Origin of the sequence: Streptomyces sp. WAC 01529 (assembly GCF_003945545.1) — a bacterium.
Lineage (GTDB): Bacteria > Actinomycetota > Actinomycetes > Streptomycetales > Streptomycetaceae > Streptomyces > Streptomyces anatolicus.
This window is the reverse complement of record NZ_CP029617.1, coordinates 6,673,551-6,688,069: the sequence shown is the minus strand read 5'-3', so window position 1 is coordinate 6,688,069 and position 14,519 is coordinate 6,673,551. Positions and strand designations below refer to the sequence as shown.

The 14,519-nt window shown below is 72.1% G+C and carries 12 protein-coding genes; 5 read left to right on the top strand and 7 right to left on the bottom strand.

Annotation, left to right across the window (positions count from 1 at the left end; genetic code table 11):
- Positions 1–34 precede the first annotated feature (34 nt).
- Complete coding sequence (locus DMA15_RS29750) at positions 35–487, top strand: SRPBCC family protein (protein ID WP_125515806.1); 453 nt, start codon at positions 35–37, stop codon at positions 485–487.
- A gap of 20 nt (positions 488–507) precedes the next feature.
- Here the strand turns inward: DMA15_RS29750 and DMA15_RS29745 are convergent, their stop codons facing one another.
- From DMA15_RS29745 to DMA15_RS29725, 5 genes are all read right to left on the bottom strand, one after another.
- Positions 508–1,659 (bottom strand): XdhC/CoxI family protein, encoded by a 1,152-nt coding sequence (locus DMA15_RS29745; protein WP_125515805.1) that lies wholly within the window; start codon positions 1,657–1,659, stop codon positions 508–510.
- Positions 1,660–1,703: 44 nt separating this feature from the next.
- Complete coding sequence (locus DMA15_RS29740; protein ID WP_125515804.1) at positions 1,704–3,161, bottom strand: NCS2 family permease; 1,458 nt, start codon at positions 3,159–3,161, stop codon at positions 1,704–1,706.
- A 175-nt stretch (positions 3,162–3,336) separates the two neighbouring features.
- A complete protein-coding gene (pucD, locus tag DMA15_RS29735; protein WP_125515803.1) occupies positions 3,337–5,727 on the bottom strand; it encodes a xanthine dehydrogenase subunit D in 2,391 nt (796 codons plus the stop codon).
- A 2-nt stretch (positions 5,728–5,729) separates the two neighbouring features.
- A complete protein-coding gene (locus DMA15_RS29730) occupies positions 5,730–6,341 on the bottom strand; it encodes a (2Fe-2S)-binding protein (RefSeq protein WP_125515802.1) in 612 nt (203 codons plus the stop codon).
- Positions 6,341–7,231 carry an FAD binding domain-containing protein gene (locus DMA15_RS29725; RefSeq protein ID WP_125515801.1) on the bottom strand — a complete coding sequence of 297 codons (891 nt, stop codon included), beginning with the start codon at positions 7,229–7,231 and terminating at the stop codon, positions 6,341–6,343. The genes DMA15_RS29730 and DMA15_RS29725 overlap by 1 nt, the downstream gene beginning before the upstream one ends.
- A gap of 330 nt (positions 7,232–7,561) precedes the next feature.
- Here DMA15_RS29725 and DMA15_RS29715 point away from each other — a divergent pair, with 330 nt between their 5' ends.
- Together DMA15_RS29715 and DMA15_RS29710 are read left to right on the top strand one after the other, a co-directional pair.
- Positions 7,562–9,238: a PucR family transcriptional regulator ligand-binding domain-containing protein gene (locus DMA15_RS29715; RefSeq protein WP_125515799.1), complete on the top strand. Its 1,677-nt coding sequence runs from the start codon at positions 7,562–7,564 to the stop codon at positions 9,236–9,238.
- A gap of 170 nt (positions 9,239–9,408) precedes the next feature.
- On the top strand, positions 9,409–10,185 hold the full coding sequence (locus tag DMA15_RS29710) for a hypothetical protein (protein ID WP_125515798.1): 777 nt from the start codon (positions 9,409–9,411) through the stop codon (positions 10,183–10,185).
- Between the two features lie 675 nt (positions 10,186–10,860).
- Here DMA15_RS29710 and DMA15_RS29705 read toward each other — a convergent pair.
- A complete protein-coding gene (locus tag DMA15_RS29705) occupies positions 10,861–11,535 on the bottom strand; it encodes a GntR family transcriptional regulator (protein ID WP_240660292.1) in 675 nt (224 codons plus the stop codon).
- A gap of 196 nt (positions 11,536–11,731) precedes the next feature.
- On the opposite strand from DMA15_RS29705, the gene DMA15_RS29700 reads away from it, so the two are divergent.
- Together DMA15_RS29700 and DMA15_RS29695 are read left to right on the top strand one after the other, a co-directional pair.
- Positions 11,732–12,598, top strand: coding sequence for a (2Fe-2S)-binding protein (locus DMA15_RS29700; RefSeq protein ID WP_125515796.1), 867 nt, complete (start codon positions 11,732–11,734; stop codon positions 12,596–12,598).
- 187 nt (positions 12,599–12,785) lie between these two features.
- A complete protein-coding gene (locus DMA15_RS29695; RefSeq protein WP_125515795.1) occupies positions 12,786–13,847 on the top strand; it encodes a DUF2637 domain-containing protein in 1,062 nt (353 codons plus the stop codon).
- Positions 13,848–13,879: 32 nt separating this feature from the next.
- Here DMA15_RS29695 and DMA15_RS29690 read toward each other — a convergent pair whose 3' ends face one another.
- Positions 13,880–14,365 carry an ATP-binding protein gene (locus tag DMA15_RS29690; protein WP_125515794.1) on the bottom strand — a complete coding sequence of 162 codons (486 nt, stop codon included), beginning with the start codon at positions 14,363–14,365 and terminating at the stop codon, positions 13,880–13,882.
- Positions 14,366–14,519 lie beyond the last annotated feature (154 nt).

Below are 14,519 nucleotides of genomic sequence, written 5' to 3'. Positions count from 1 at the left end.
GCCGCACGCACCGGCTGGAACTAGGCTCAGCGGCGTGGCTCTCTTCCGGTTCGCCAGGCGAACGTCCCTGCCCGCCGCCGAGGCGTGGCGCCGTGTGACCACGTGGGAACGGCACGGCGAGGCCGTACCGCTCACCCGCGTCACGGTCCGCACTCCCCCGCCCACGCGCGTGGGCACGGTCTTCGTCGCCCGCAGCGCGCTCGGCCCCCTCGGCTTCGACGATCCGATGGAGGTCGTCGACTGGCGGCCGCCGCAGGGCGCCTCACCCGGGCGGTGCCGGCTGGAGAAGCGGGGCTCGTTCGTGACGGGCTGGGCGGAGTTCGAGGTGCGCCCCTCGTCCGCCGGGGGCTCCACGGTGCTCTGGCAGGAGGAGCTGGCCGTGCGGTGGCTGCCGCGGCTGTTCGACGGGGTCCTGGCCTTCGCGGCCCGGCGGATGTTCGGCCGGGTGGTGGACCGGCTCACCGCGACCGCGCCGCCCACGGCCTAGGTCGCGACAGGAAGCGCGGCTCAGGCGACCGAGCCGATGCGTCCCGCGGGCCCGCGGGTGCCGTCGTGATGGATGGGCGTGTGCGCCCCGGTGAGCGAGACCCCGCTGCCGCCCCGCCGGTTGGCGACGATCTCCGCGGCGATGGACAGGGCGGTCTCCTCGGGCGTACGAGCGCCGAGGTCGAGCCCGATGGGCGACCTCAGCCGCGCCAGCTCCAGGTCGGTGACGCCGACCTCGCGCAGCCGGACGTTGCGGTCCTCGTGGGTGCGGCGCGAGCCCATCGCGCCGACATAGGCGACGGGCAGCCGCAGCGCGAGGCGCAGCAGCGGTACGTCGAACTTGGCGTCGTGGGTCAGCACGCACAGCACGGTGCGGGCGTCGACGTCGGTGTTCTCCAGGTACTTGTGGGGCCACTCGACGACGATCTCGTCGGCGTCGGGGAAGCGGGTCGGCGTCGCGAAGACGGGCCGCGCGTCGCACACGGTCACGTGGTAGCCGAGGAACTTGCCGATCCGCACCAGCGCGGAGGCGAAGTCGATGGCGCCGAACACGATCATGCGGGGCGGCGGCACGCTGGACTCCACGAGGACGACCAGCGGCGATCCGCACCGCGAGCCGTCCTCGCCGATCTCCACGGTCGCGGTGCGGCCCGCGTCGAGGAGGGCGCGGGCCTCCCCCGCCACCGTGCGGTCCAGCTCCGGGTGGCCGCCGAGGCCACCCTCGTACGCACCCGAAGGACGGACGAGGAGGGCGCGGCCCATGAGGTCGGCGGGCCCGGAGGTGATGCGGGCGACCGCCGCCGCCTCCCCCGAGGAGGCGGCGGCGAGGGCGGCGGCGAGCACCGGCCGGGACGCGGAGTCCGCGCGGACCGGGGTGACGAGGATGTCGATGATTCCGCCGCAGGTCAGGCCGACGGCGAAGGCGTCCTCGTCGCTGTAGCCGAAACGTTCGAGCACGGGTTCGCCGTCCTGGAGCGCCTGTTGGCACAGCTCGTAGACCGCGCCCTCCACACATCCCCCGGAGACCGAGCCGATGGCGGTGCCTTCGGCGTCGACCGCGAGCGCGGCACCGGGTTGCCGGGGCGCGCTCCCGCCGACCGCCACCACGGTGGCGACGGCGAAGTCACGTCCCTGCTCGACCCACCGGTTCAGCTCGTCGGCGATGTCCAGCATGTGCGGCCTCCTCAGGCTCTGCGGATGTGCGGAGGGTCCGGACGTCAGTGGACGCCCAGCCATCCTTCGATGGGGTTGAGGGCGAAGTAGACGATGAAGATCACCGTCAGGCCCCACATGAAGGCGCCGATCTCGCGGGCCTTCCCCTGGGCGATCTTGATGGCGACCCAGGAGATGACGCCCGCCGCGACACCGGTGGTGATGGTGTACGTGAAGGGCATGAGCACGACGGTCAGGAAGACCGGGATGGCGGTGGCGCGGTCGGCCCAGTCGACGTGCCGGGCGTTCATCATCATCATCGCTCCGATGACGACGAGCGCGGCGGACGCGACCTCCTGCGGCACGATCGCGGTGAGCGGCGTGAAGAAGAGGCAGGCCGCGAAGAACAGGCCGGTGACGACCGAGGCGAGGCCGGTGCGGGCGCCTTCGCCGACGCCGGTCGCGGACTCGACGAAGACGGTCTGGCCGGAGCCGCCCGCCACGCCGCCGATGGCGCCGCCGGCGCCGTCGATGAACAGCGCCTTGGACAGGCCGGGCATGCGGCCCTTCTCGTCGGCGAGGTTGGCCTCGGTGCCGACGCCGATGATGGTGGCCATCGCGTCGAAGAACCCGGCGAGCACGAGCGTGAAGACGATCATGCCGACGGTCATCGCGCCGACTTCGCCCCAGCCGCCGAACTCGACGTCACCGAAGAGCGAGAAGTCCGGCGACGAGATGGCGCCGCCGTGCAGCTCGGGGGCGCCGTTGGCCCACTGGTCGGGGGCGATGACATCCATGGCGTTGAGGATGACGGCGACGACGGTGCCGGTGATGATGCCGATCAGGATCGCGCCGGGGATGTTGCGCGCCTGGAGCATGAAGATGAGCAGCAGGGTGCCCGCGAAGAGCAGGACGGGCCAGCCGGAGAGTTCACCGGCGGGGCCGAGCGAGAGCGGGGTGGCCTTGCCCGGGTGGACGAAGCCGCCCTTGACCAGGCCGATGATGGCGATGAAGAGGCCGATGCCCATGGTGATGCCGTGCTTGAGGGCGAGTGGGATCGCGTTCATGATCATCTCGCGGAGCCCGGTGACCACGAGAAGCATGATCACCACGCCGTACATCACGCACATGCCCATGGCCTGCGGCCAGGTCATCTCGGGTGCGACCTGCGAGGAGATCACGCCGGAGACGGAGAGTCCGGCGGCGAGGGCCAGCGGCACCTTGCCGACGAAGCCCATCAGGAGGGTGGTGAGGGCCGCGGCGAACGCGGTCGCGGTGATCACGGCCTTGGTGGCCATGCTGTCGCCCGCGACGTCCTTGCCGGAGAGGATCACGGGGTTGAGCAGGAGGATGTACGCCATCGCCATGAAGGTGGTGACGCCGCCGCGCACTTCGCGCGCGACCGTGGACCCTCTCTTGGATATGTGAAAGTACCGATCGAGCCAAGACCGGCCGGCCGGGACGCGAGAGCCGTTGCCCGCGTCCTCTGCGGTGGTCTTGGGCTCCACTGACGACTGGGTCATGGTGCCTACTCCCAAGGTTCACAGGGGCACCCGCGAAGTCGCGGGATTTGGGATGCTGCGTTGGCTGCACGACCCGGGGGACGGCCCGAGACGAACGACATGGCTTTGAGGAGGGGGCCCGGGGGACGGCTGTCCGTCCCCCGGGCTTCTTGCTCCGCCTCCACCCGGCCAGGGGTTACGTACCGGTGAGGTGCTCGGGCCGTACCGGAGTTTTATTCAGCTCCAGACCCGTCGCGTTCCGGATGGCCGCGAGGACCGCCGGGGTGGACGACAGGGTCGGAGCCTCGCCGATGCCGCGCAGCCCGTAGGGAGCGTGCTCGTCGGCGAGTTCGAGCACGTCGACCGGGATGGTCGGCGTGTCGAGGATGGTGGGGATCAGGTAGTCCGTGAAGGAGGGGTTCTTCACCTTCGCGGTCTTCGGGTCGACGATGATCTCCTCCATGACCGCCACGCCCAGGCCCTGGGTGGTGCCACCCTGGATCTGGCCGAGGACGGAGAGGGGGTTGAGCGCCTTGCCGACGTCCTGGGCGACGGCCAGCTCGATGACCTTGACCAGGCCCAGCTCGGTGTCGACCTCGACGACCGCGCGGTGCGCGGCGAAGGAGTACTGGACGTGGCCGTTGCCCTGTCCGGTCTTCAGGTCGAAGGGCTCGGTGGGGCGGTGCCGCCACTCGGCCTCGATCTCGACGCTCTCGTCCTCCAGGACGTCGACCAGGTCGGCGAGGACCTCGCCGCCGTCGGTGACGACCTTGCCGCCTTCGAGCAGCAGCTCGGCGGTGGCCCACGCCGGGTGGTAGGAGCCGAACTTGCGGCGACCGATCTCCAGGACCTTCTCGCGCACCAGCTCGCAGGAGTTCTTGACGGCGCCACCGGTGACGTACGTCTGCCGCGACGCGGACGACGAACCGGCGCTGCCCACCTGGGTGTCGGCGGGGTGGATGGTCACCTGGTTGACGCCCAGCTCGGTCCGCGCGATCTGCGCGTGGACGGTCACGCCGCCCTGGCCGACCTCCGCCATGGCGGTGTGGACGGTCGCCACGGGCTCGCCGTTGATGACCTCCATGCGCACCTTGGCGGTGGAGTAGTCGTCGAAGCCCTCGGAGAAGCCGACGTTCTTTATGCCGACCGCGTAGCCCACACCGCGTACGACGCCTTCGCCGTGCGTGGTGTTGGACAGGCCGCCCGGCAGCTGGCGCACGTCGGCGCCCTCGCTGGACTCCCACTGGCGCTCGGGCGGCAGCGGGCGGGACTTCACGCGGCGCAGGATCTCGGCGACCGGGGCGGGCGAGTCGACCACCTGTCCGGTCGGCAGGAGGGTGCCCTGCTCCATGGCGTTCAGCTGGCGCAGCTCGACCGGGTCCATGCCCAGCTTGGCGGCGAGCTTGTCCATCTGGGCCTCGTAGGCGAAGCATGCCTGGACGGCGCCGAAGCCGCGCATCGCGCCGCACGGAGGGTTGTTGGTGTAGAGGGCGATGGCCTCGATCTCGACGTCGTCGATCACGTACGGACCGACCGACAGGGACGAGGCGTTGCCGACGACCGCCGGGGAGGCCGACGCGTAGGCGCCGCCGTCCAGGACGATCCTGCACTTCATGTGCGTGAGCTTGCCGTCCTTGGTGGCGCCGTGCTCGTAAGTGAGCTTCGCCGGGTGGCGGTGCACGTGGCCGAAGAACGACTCGAAGCGGTTGTAGACGATCTTGACCGGCTTGCCGGTGCGCAGCGCCAGGAGGCAGGCGTGGATCTGCATCGAGATGTCCTCGCGGCCGCCGAAGGCACCGCCGACGCCGGAGAGCGTCATGCGCACCTTCTCCTCGGGCAGGCCGAGGACGGGGGCGATCTGTTCGAGGTCTGAGTGCAGCCACTGGGTGGCGACGTAGAGGTCGACGCCGCCGTCCTCCGCGGGCACCGCGAGGCCGGACTCCGGGCCGAGGAAGGCCTGGTCCTGCATGCCGAAGGTGTACTCGCCCTTGACGATGACGTCGGCCTTCTTGGCGGCCTCGGCGGCGTTGCCGCGGATGATCGGCTGGCGGTGCACGATGTTCGGGTGCGGGACGTGGCTCATGTGGCTGTCGGTGCGGCCCTCGTGGACGAGCACCGCGTCCGGAGCGGTCGCGGAGGCCTCATCGGTGATGAGGGGCAGCTCCTTGTACTCGACCACGATCTTCGCGGCGGCACGGCGGGCGGTCTCCGGGTGGTCGGCGGCGACGAGGGCGACCGGCTCACCGTGGTGGCGGACCTTGCCGTGGGCGAGGACCGGGGTGTCCTGGATCTCCAGGCCGTAGTTCTTCATCTCGGCCGGCAGGTCGTCGTAGGTCATGACGGCGTAGACGCCGTCCATCGCGAGGGCCTTGGAGACGTCGATCGAGACGATCTCGGCGTGCGCGACCGTGGAGCGCAGGGTCTGGCCCCACAGCATGTCCTCGTGCCACATATCCGAGGAGTACGCGAACTCGCCGGTGACCTTCAGGGTGCCGTCGGGGCGCAGCGTCGACTCGCCGATGCCGCCCTTGGTCTTCGAACCCTGGGTGAGCTTGGTGGGTACGCCGGTCGTACGGGTGGAGCCCATGGTCAGACCGCCCCTTCCTGGAGTCCCTGACGGTCCTGGCGGGCGGCGGCGAGGCGCACCGCGTCCAGGATCTTCTCGTAACCGGTGCAGCGGCACAGGTTGCCGGAGAGCGCCTCGCGGATGTCCGCGTCGGTGGGCTGCGGGTTGCGTTCCAGCATCTCGTCGGCCGCGATGAGCAGACCGGGGGTGCAGAAGCCGCACTGGACGGCGCCGGCGTCGATGAACGCCTGCTGGATCGGGGAGAGCGTGGTGCCCTCGCCGGTCTGGGAGTCCGTGCCCTGGGCCTTCCACTGCTGGGCGTCCTGGAGCGAGGTGCCGCAGGTGCCGGAGGCGCAGCCGCCGCCGGGGTGGGCGCTCTCGCGGTGCTTGGCGTAGTCGGCGAGGCCCTCGACGGTGGTGACCTCGCGGCCCTCCACCTGACCGGCCGCGACCAGACACGCGCAGACCGGCACGCCGTCGAGGCGGACGGTGCAGGAACCGCACTCGCCCTGCTCACAGGCGTTCTTGGAGCCCGGAAGCCCCATGCGCTCGCGGAGCACGTAGAGAAGGGACTCGCCCTCCCAGACGTCGTCCGCTTCCTGCTGACGGCCGTTGACCGTGAAGTTCACGCGCATTATGCGACTCCCTCAATGCTGCGGCCCTTGCCGCGGTACGACTCCCAGGTCCAGCCGAGCGTGCGGCGGGCCATGATCCCGACGGCGTGCCGGCGGTAGCTCGCCGTGCCGCGCACGTCGTCGATCGGGTTGGCGGCCCCGGAGGCCAGCTCCGCGAACTGCTTGGCGATCGAGGGGGTGATGATCTTCTTGCTCTCCCAGAAGCCGCCCTCGTCGAGCGCGGCGTTCAGGAATTCCTCGGCGACCTTCGCCCGGATGGGGGTAGGGGCCGCGGAGCCGATGCCGGTCCGCACGGTCCGGGTCTCGGGGTGCAGCGCGATGCCGAAGGCGCACACGGCGATGACCATGGCGTTGCGGGTGCCGACCTTGGAGTACTGCTGCGGGCCGTCGGCCTTCTTGATGTGGACGGCCCTGATCAGCTCGTCCTCGGCGAGGGCGTTGCGCTTCACGCCGGTGTAGAAGTCGTCGATCGGGATCAGGCGCGAGCCGCGTACGGACTCGACCTCGACCTCGCAGCCCGCGGCGAGGAGCGCCGGGTGGGCGTCACCGGCCGGGGAGGCGGTGCCGAGGTTGCCGCCGACGCCGCCGCGGTTGCGGATCTGCGGCGATGCGACCGTGTGCGAGGCGAGCGCCAGGCCGGGAAGCTCCGTGCGAAGCTCCTCCATGATCTGGGTGTACGGGACGGAGGCACCGAGCCGGACCGTCTCCTCGCCCACCTCCCACTCGCGCAGTTCGACGACGCGGTTGAGGTCAAGCAGGTACTCGGGACGACGGTGGTCGAAGTTGATCTCGACCATCACATCGGTGCCACCCGCAATCGGCACAGCCGTGGGGTGCTCGGCCTTGGCGGCGAGCGCCTCCTCCCAGCTGGCAGGGCGAAGGAAGTCCATGAGGCTCTCTTCTTCGTATCGAGGGTCGTTCGCTTCGAAGGACTTCGTATCGGCCACTCGGGCCCTTGGTCCCTCGACTGCTCGTTCATCTGCTGTTAACGCGGAGTGGGGCAAGTACATCGCTCGCTCGTCCGATCGGGTCAGTCACCGAAACCATGAAGGAGTTGGCTGGCCAAGCCGTGCGTCTTGTAGATTCGTATGAAGAACGGGCCTCAGCAACCTCGCGGATTCCCCCTGGAAACCGTGGACGCCCGGTGGCACAGGGCCCCGGTCCCACGGAGCCCACCTGCTTGTACACCACATTCGAGACAGATCGGCGGCGACGACACCATGCGGCTGCGCGCACTCCTTGACACCGAAGCGCTGGGCCTGCGGCTGCTCGGCGGCGAGGACGAGCTGGACCGCACCGTGCGCGGTGTGATGACCACGGACCTGCGGGACCCCAGCCGCTATCTGGCCGGCGGCGAGCTGGTCCTCACCGGCCTCGCCTGGCGCCGCGACGCCTCGGACACCGAACCCTTCGTACGCATCCTCGCGAGCGCCGGAGTGGCCGCGCTGGCCGCCGGCGAGGCCGAGCTTGGCGACATCCCCTCCGACATCGTCGAGGCCTGCGCCCGCCACCGCCTGCCGCTCTTCGCGGTCAACGAGTCCGTGGCCTTCGCGACGATCACCGAACACGTCGTACGGCAGGTCTCCGGCGAGCGCGCCGGGGACCTGGCGGCCGTGGTGGACCGGCACCGGCGCCTGATGACCTCGGGCCCGGCGGGCGGCGGCCCCGACGTCGTACTGGACCTGCTCGGCACCGACCTGGACCTGCGGGCCTGGGTGCTCTCCTCCGCCGGGCGCGCCATCGCCGGGTCGACGGCGGGCGGCGCCGCGCTGCCCGAGGCCGTCTGCGCCCGCCTCGCCGGGGAGCACCTGGCCGCCGCGCGCACCGGACGGCGCGGGCCGCACCGCGTCTCGGTGGACGGTGTGACGTACTCGCTCTTCCCCGTTCGGACCAGTGGCCGGGGTGCGGGCGGCGCCTCGCGCGACGTGCGCGAGACCGTGCTCTCCGACTGGGTGCTCGCGGTCGAGGCCGACGCGGGCGACTGGCCCGAGGAGCGGCTCGACCTCTTGCAGGGTGTGACTCAGCTGATCGCCGTGGAGCGGGACCGGCGCGACGCCGCCCGCACGGTGCGGCGCCGCCTGGCCCAGGAGGTCCTTGAACTCGTACAGACGGGCGCGGCCCCGGCGGAGATCGCGGCGCGCCTGCGGGTCGCCGCGCCCGTCCTCCTCCCCGGACTCGGTGCGGCCCCGCACTGGCAGGTCGTCGTGGCCCGCGTCGAGTGGGACGGCGGCGACATCGACGGCGGCCCGGTGGCCCAGTCCCTGCTGGAGGAGATCCTCGTCGACCCCCTCTCCTCCGGGCCCGAGCCGTCCGACCGGATCGCGGTCGCGCACACCGGCGACGAGGCCATCGCGCTGGTGCCGCTCCCCGCGGTCTCGACCGAGCACGACGGCTCCGAGACGGGGCTGCTCGCCGACGCCCTCCTGGAGTCCGTCCGCGAGCCGCTGTCGGCGGGCCTCGACGGCGACGGGCGGCTCACGCTCGGCGTCAGCGCCTCCGTCCACTCGGCGGAGGGGCTGCGCGGCGCGCTCGAAGAGGCCCGGCACGCGCGCCGGGTCGCCGCCGCCCGCCCCGGCCGGGTCTGCGCGGCCGGGCACCAGGAGCTGGCCTCGCACGTGCTGCTGCTGCCCTTCGTCCCGGACGACGTGCGCCGGGCGTTCACGGCGCGGCTCCTGGACCCGCTGCGGGAGTACGACCAGCGGCACCGGGCGGAGCTGATCCCCACCCTTGAGGCGTTCCTCGACTGCGACGGCTCCTGGACGCGCTGTGCCGCGCGGCTGCACCTGCACGTCAACACGTTGCGCTACCGGGTGGGGCGTATCGAGCAGTTGACGAGCCGGGACCTCTCGCGCCTGGAGGACAAGCTCGATTTCTTCCTCGCGCTACGGATGAGCTGAGGAAATCCGGCGGGGGCCGGCCGGGGCCGCCCGAACTCCGGGTGGTCCGGGCCGCGTTCGGCGCCCGCCCTTTGTGAATTCTTTCACCCAGCCCCTTGGCCGGACGCCGCCATCCATGCTGAGATTCGCCCACGACTCAACAGCTCAATGGTGTGCTCGGGGAGGGCAACGTGGCGCATACCGCCATGTCTGGTACCGGAACGATTGCAGGGGACGATCCACTCCAGACCGCGGTATGGCGGCTGCGCTCGCGCGGCTGCTGGACCGACGCGGCCGCGCTGCTCGCCTCGCGGGCCGGGGCCGCGCCCGCACTCCAGCGGGCGGCGCTCCTCGTCGAACGGTGCCTGTTCACCGGGGACGGCTGGGGCGAGGCCGAGGACGCGCTGCGGAGCGCGGAGGCGCTGGCCGAGGACGACGACGACCGCGGGGGCGCGGCCTGTGAGCGGGGCCAACTGGCTTATGCCTCTACGGTGTTGGGGGTACGGGACCGGGCCGACGAGGCGCGTACGGCGCTCGGCAGGGCGGCGGCGCTGCTCGCCCCGAACGCGGCGGGGCGGCCTCTCCTCGACTTCCGCCGGGGGCTGATCGCCGAGCACCTCGCGGACTCGCCGCAGGCCGCGAAGGCCGCGTACCGGCGGGCGCACGCCGGGGCGACGGCGCACGAGGACTCTCTCCTCCTCTCCTTCACCTGGCGCCACCTTGCCGGACTCGCCCTGCGGGACGGGGAGTTGGCGGAGGCGCGGCACGGGTTCGCCGAGTCGCTCCGGCTCCGGGAGGAGCTGGGTTATCTGGTGGGGACGGCGCCGGCGCTTGCCGCGTTGGCCGGGGCGGAGCCGGAGCCGGAGGCGGCGCGGCTCCGGGCGGAGGCAGCGCGGCTCTTCCGCCTCCTGGGCGGCGTCCCCACCTGGCTCTCCGCCCACCTCACGCCGCCGGCACCGGCGACCTAGTCCGGTCAGCCAGGGAGCTGGCCCCGCTGCCGCTCGCCGGGGGCGTCCGCCACGCACGCGCGGGGGCGCGGGGCGCGGGGCGCGGACTTAAGTCTCAGAGCAAGCTTCGCCTCCCCGGGGGGGCTTCCCCACCCACCCACCCGTTACCCCGCACTCAACCGCGAGGCACAGGCCTCGGGGGCTGGCTTCGCCCTCGCCGAGCAGCCTGTCCCACCCACCCACCCGCCCGTTACCTGGCACTCAACCACGAGGCACGGAGCAACGGCGGGGCGGCGGCACCCGCTCGGAGCGGAGCGACGGCGGGGCGGCGGCACCCGCTCGGAGCGGAGCGACGGGTGGGTGGGAAACGTTCCGCGAGGCGGGGTAACGGTGGGATCGGCGGAAAACACCCGCACGAACAGGGCACCCGCTCGGCACCGAGCAACGGGCGGGTGGGTGGGAAACATCCGGCGCGAAGCGGCGGGACAGGGACCCCGCCACCGGACCGCACGCGCAGCACAACACGCACCACGAACAGGGCACCCGCCCGGCACCGAGCAACGGGCGGGTGGGAGGCATCCGGCGCGAAGCGGCGGGACAGGGGCGCCACCATCAACCCGCACGCGGACAGACAGGCAGACAGGCAGACAGGCAGACCAAGCCCCCCAATCCCCAGCAACCCCCACCACCCAAAGATCAGGCCCCCGCAAAGTGTTCGCGCACCAGCCCCGACACCACCCCCAAGTCCTGGGCGACCAGCGCCTGAAGGAGCGACATGTGTTCCGCCGCGTCCGCGACCAGGTCCGCGCGGCGCCCCGAGACGGGGCCGCTCACGAGAGGCCACTGCGCCCGCCGGTGCAGCTCGTCCGCGACCCGCACCAGCTCCTGGTTGCCGGAGAGCGAGAGCACCGCCCCGTGGAAGGCGCGATCGGCCTCGGCGTAGCACGCGAGGTCGCCGCCCGCCGCCGCCGTCACGGTCGCCTCCGCCAGCGGCAGCAGCTCGGCCCACCGCGCGGACGGCACCGTACGGGCGAGCCGCAGCATGACCGGCACCTCGATCAGCGCCCGCACCTCCGCCAGCTCCCCCAGCTCCCGCGCCCCCCGCTCGACGACCCGGAAGCCGCGGTTGGGGACGACCTCGACCGCGCCCTCGATCGCCAGCTGCTGCATCGCCTCGCGCACGGGCGTCGCCGAGACGCCGAAGCGCTCGCCGAGCACCGGCGCCGAGTACACCTCGCCGGGCGTCAGCTCGCCGCCCACCAGCGCGGCCCGCAGCGCGTCGAGGATCTGTCCGCGTACGGAGTTGCGCCGTACGGCACGGCGCACGGGCGAGCCGGGCCGACGGGCCCCGGCCCCCGCTTGTTCCGGCACCCGGACGCGGGCCGCCCCCGCGAGAGGCCCCGCCCCGCGCGCTCCGGTCTGCTCCACGCCGTCCGCCCCGCCCCGTCTCCGCCTGTGTGAAAGGTACGAGAGGCACCATAGGCGGACAGGACCGCGGTTGAAACCTCGATCACGTCGGGTAAGGTAAGGCTAACCTGCAATCGATCGCGATTCGGTGGTCCCCCGCATGTCCGTTCCCACCTTGGCCGCGCCCGCCCCGAGCGCCCCCAGCGCCGTCGCGGACTCCTATGCCCGCCTCACCGAGGTGTTCCCCGGACTGCGCGTCACCGAGCTGGGCGCCGATGAGCGGACCCCCCACGGCGGCGGCTGGGTCAGCGCCGCCCGGCTCGCGGAGGGCGGGGCCGACCTCGACGCGTTCCTCGCGTGGGACAACGCGCAGGTGCTGAAGGACTACGGCACCCAGGCCCGCCCCGACGTCGTCGCCAGCTTCGGCCTGCACCGGTACGCCTGGCCGGCCACCCTGCTGATCACGGTCCCGTGGTTCCTGCACCGCCGCGTCCCGCGCCTGCCGGTGGCGAACGTCTCCTTCCAGCGCAGCCTGGGCCGCATGGCCGTACGCACGGAAGGCTTCGCCTGCCTGCCGGACGACCCGGCCGCCGCACTCCCCGGCGCCCACGTCGTCCCCGACGAGGAGGCGCTGCGCGCGGAGGTGCGGGCGGCGGTCGCCGAACACCTGGGCCCGCTCCTGGAGGGCTTCGGCCCCCGAATGCGGCGCCGTTCGCGCGCCTTGTGGAGCGTGGCGACCGACGAGATCGTCGAGGGCCTCTGGTACATCGCGCACCTCCTCGGCGAGGAGCGCCGCGCGATGACGGAGCTGGAGCGGCTGCTGCCGGGCGCCACGAAGCCGTACGTGGGCACGGCCGGTTTCCGGGAGCTGACGGGACCGAACGGCGAGTCGCTGCCGACCCGCGACCGGGCGAGCTGCTGCATGTTCTACACGCTGCGCCCCGAGGACACCTGCGTCACCTGCCCGCGCACCTGCGACACGGAACGCGTGGCGCGGCTGAGCGCCACCGCGTCCGCCTCCGGCTGAACCACCCCTTCGGGCCTGTTTAATCGAACTGAACGCCCGCCGTTCCACCGCCAGTTCGAGCTAAAACGCGTTCTGCGTACTCCCTCGCACCCCCTTGGCGTTCTCTTGTCCCGAAACCCTCCTGAGGGCCGCCGGGATCGGGTCACTATGGCGCCGAAACGCCCTACCGCGATGCAAGGGACCCCAGATGAGACTGACCGACATATCGCTGGACTGGCTGCTCCCCGGCGGCGTCCTGCTCCTGGGCATGCTGGTGGCGGTGGCGGTGCTCGCGCGCGGCAAGCGAGGCCATGACAAAGCAGCGAAGGCGGGCGCGGGCGACGACTCGTGGGAACGCAGCGAGGAGCGCCGCAGGCGCAAGGAAGCCATCTACGGCACCGCGTCGTATGTGTTGCTGTTCTGCTGTGCGGCGGTCGCCGCCGCGCTCTCCTTCCACGGCCTGGTCGGCTTCGGCCGGCAGAATCTCAGCCTCACCGGCGGCTGGGAGTACCTGGTGCCGTTCGGCCTCGACGGGGCGGCCATGTTCTGTTCCGTCCTGGCTGTGCGCGAAGCCAGCCACGGTGACGCGGCGCTCGGCTCACGCCTGCTCGTGTGGACGTTCGCCGGGGCCGCGGCCTGGTTCAACTGGGTGCACGCGCCCCGGGGGCTCGGCCACGCCGGTGCCCCGCAGTTCTTCGCCGGGATGTCGCTCTCGGCGGCGGTGCTCTTCGACCGCGCGCTGAAGCAGACCCGCCGGGCGGCGCTGCGCGAACAGGGGCTGGTGCCGCGTCCGCTGCCGCAGATCCGTATCGTGCGGTGGCTGCGCGCGCCCCGGGAGACCTTCGGCGCCTGGTCGCTGATGCTCCTCGAAGGCGTACGGACGCTGGACGAGGCCGTCGAGGAGGTGCGGGAGGACCGCCGTGAGAAGGAGCGCACCCGGCTGCAACGGCGCGACCAGGAGAAGCTGGACCGCGCCAGGCTCAAGGCGATCAGCCGCGGCCACCGGGGCTACGCCCGCGGCGGTCGGCAGGTCGACGTGCAGGCGGTCTCCGCGTCCGCCGGGTCCGCGCAAGTCGGCGCGGACCCTGCTATAGCAGCGCAGGAAGAGCTGCCGGTACGCGCCCGTCCCTCCCTCCAGGCCGTCAGGAGTGACTCCGAGAGTGCCGCCCCCGTCACCGTCGACCTCACGGCCGAGGACGACACCCAGACCCTGCCCCGGCTCGACTCGCTGGAGCAGAAGCTCAAGGACCTGGAGCAGCAGTTCGGCTGATCACACCAGGTGCCTGGCGGTGGCGGCAGGCTTCACGCCGTGCCGCCGCCGTCCAGCTCGAACCACACCGCCTTCCCCACCCCGTGCGCGCGCACGCCCCACGCGTCCGCGAGGGACTGCACGAGGACCAGGCCCCTGCCGTTCGTGCCGTCGTCGGCGTCCGGCACCCGCGGCTCGGGGTGGCGGCCCACGAAGTCCCGCACCTCGACGCGCAGGCCGCGCGGGTCAAGGGTCGCGGTGACGATCGCGTCGTGGTCGGTGTGCACCAGTGCGTTGGTGACCAGTTCGCTGGTGAGCAGCTCGGCTATGTCGGCCCGGGCCGGATTCCCCCAGCGTCTCAAGAACTCCCTCAGGGCGGCCCTGACCTCGGGTACCGCCGACAGATCCGACCTCCCAAGGCGCCGCCTGAGCTGCGCGCGGCCCGGTCCGGCCTGCGCCTCCTCGGCTGTCTCGTCCCTTACGTTCGGCGAAGAGGCCCCGATTCCCCCGGGGCCGCCCCCACGTGACTGCCTCGTCATGACCCCCGCCCACAAAGCGATGACTTTGCCTCCTTGCTCGAACAACCTCACGGAATGCATGCCCCGGCCCCATCACGGCACTCCTGTCGAATCATCAACCAATGGCGTGGGTGTGCCGAAGGACTGAGGGGAAATGAAGCGGTGGACCCCGCCC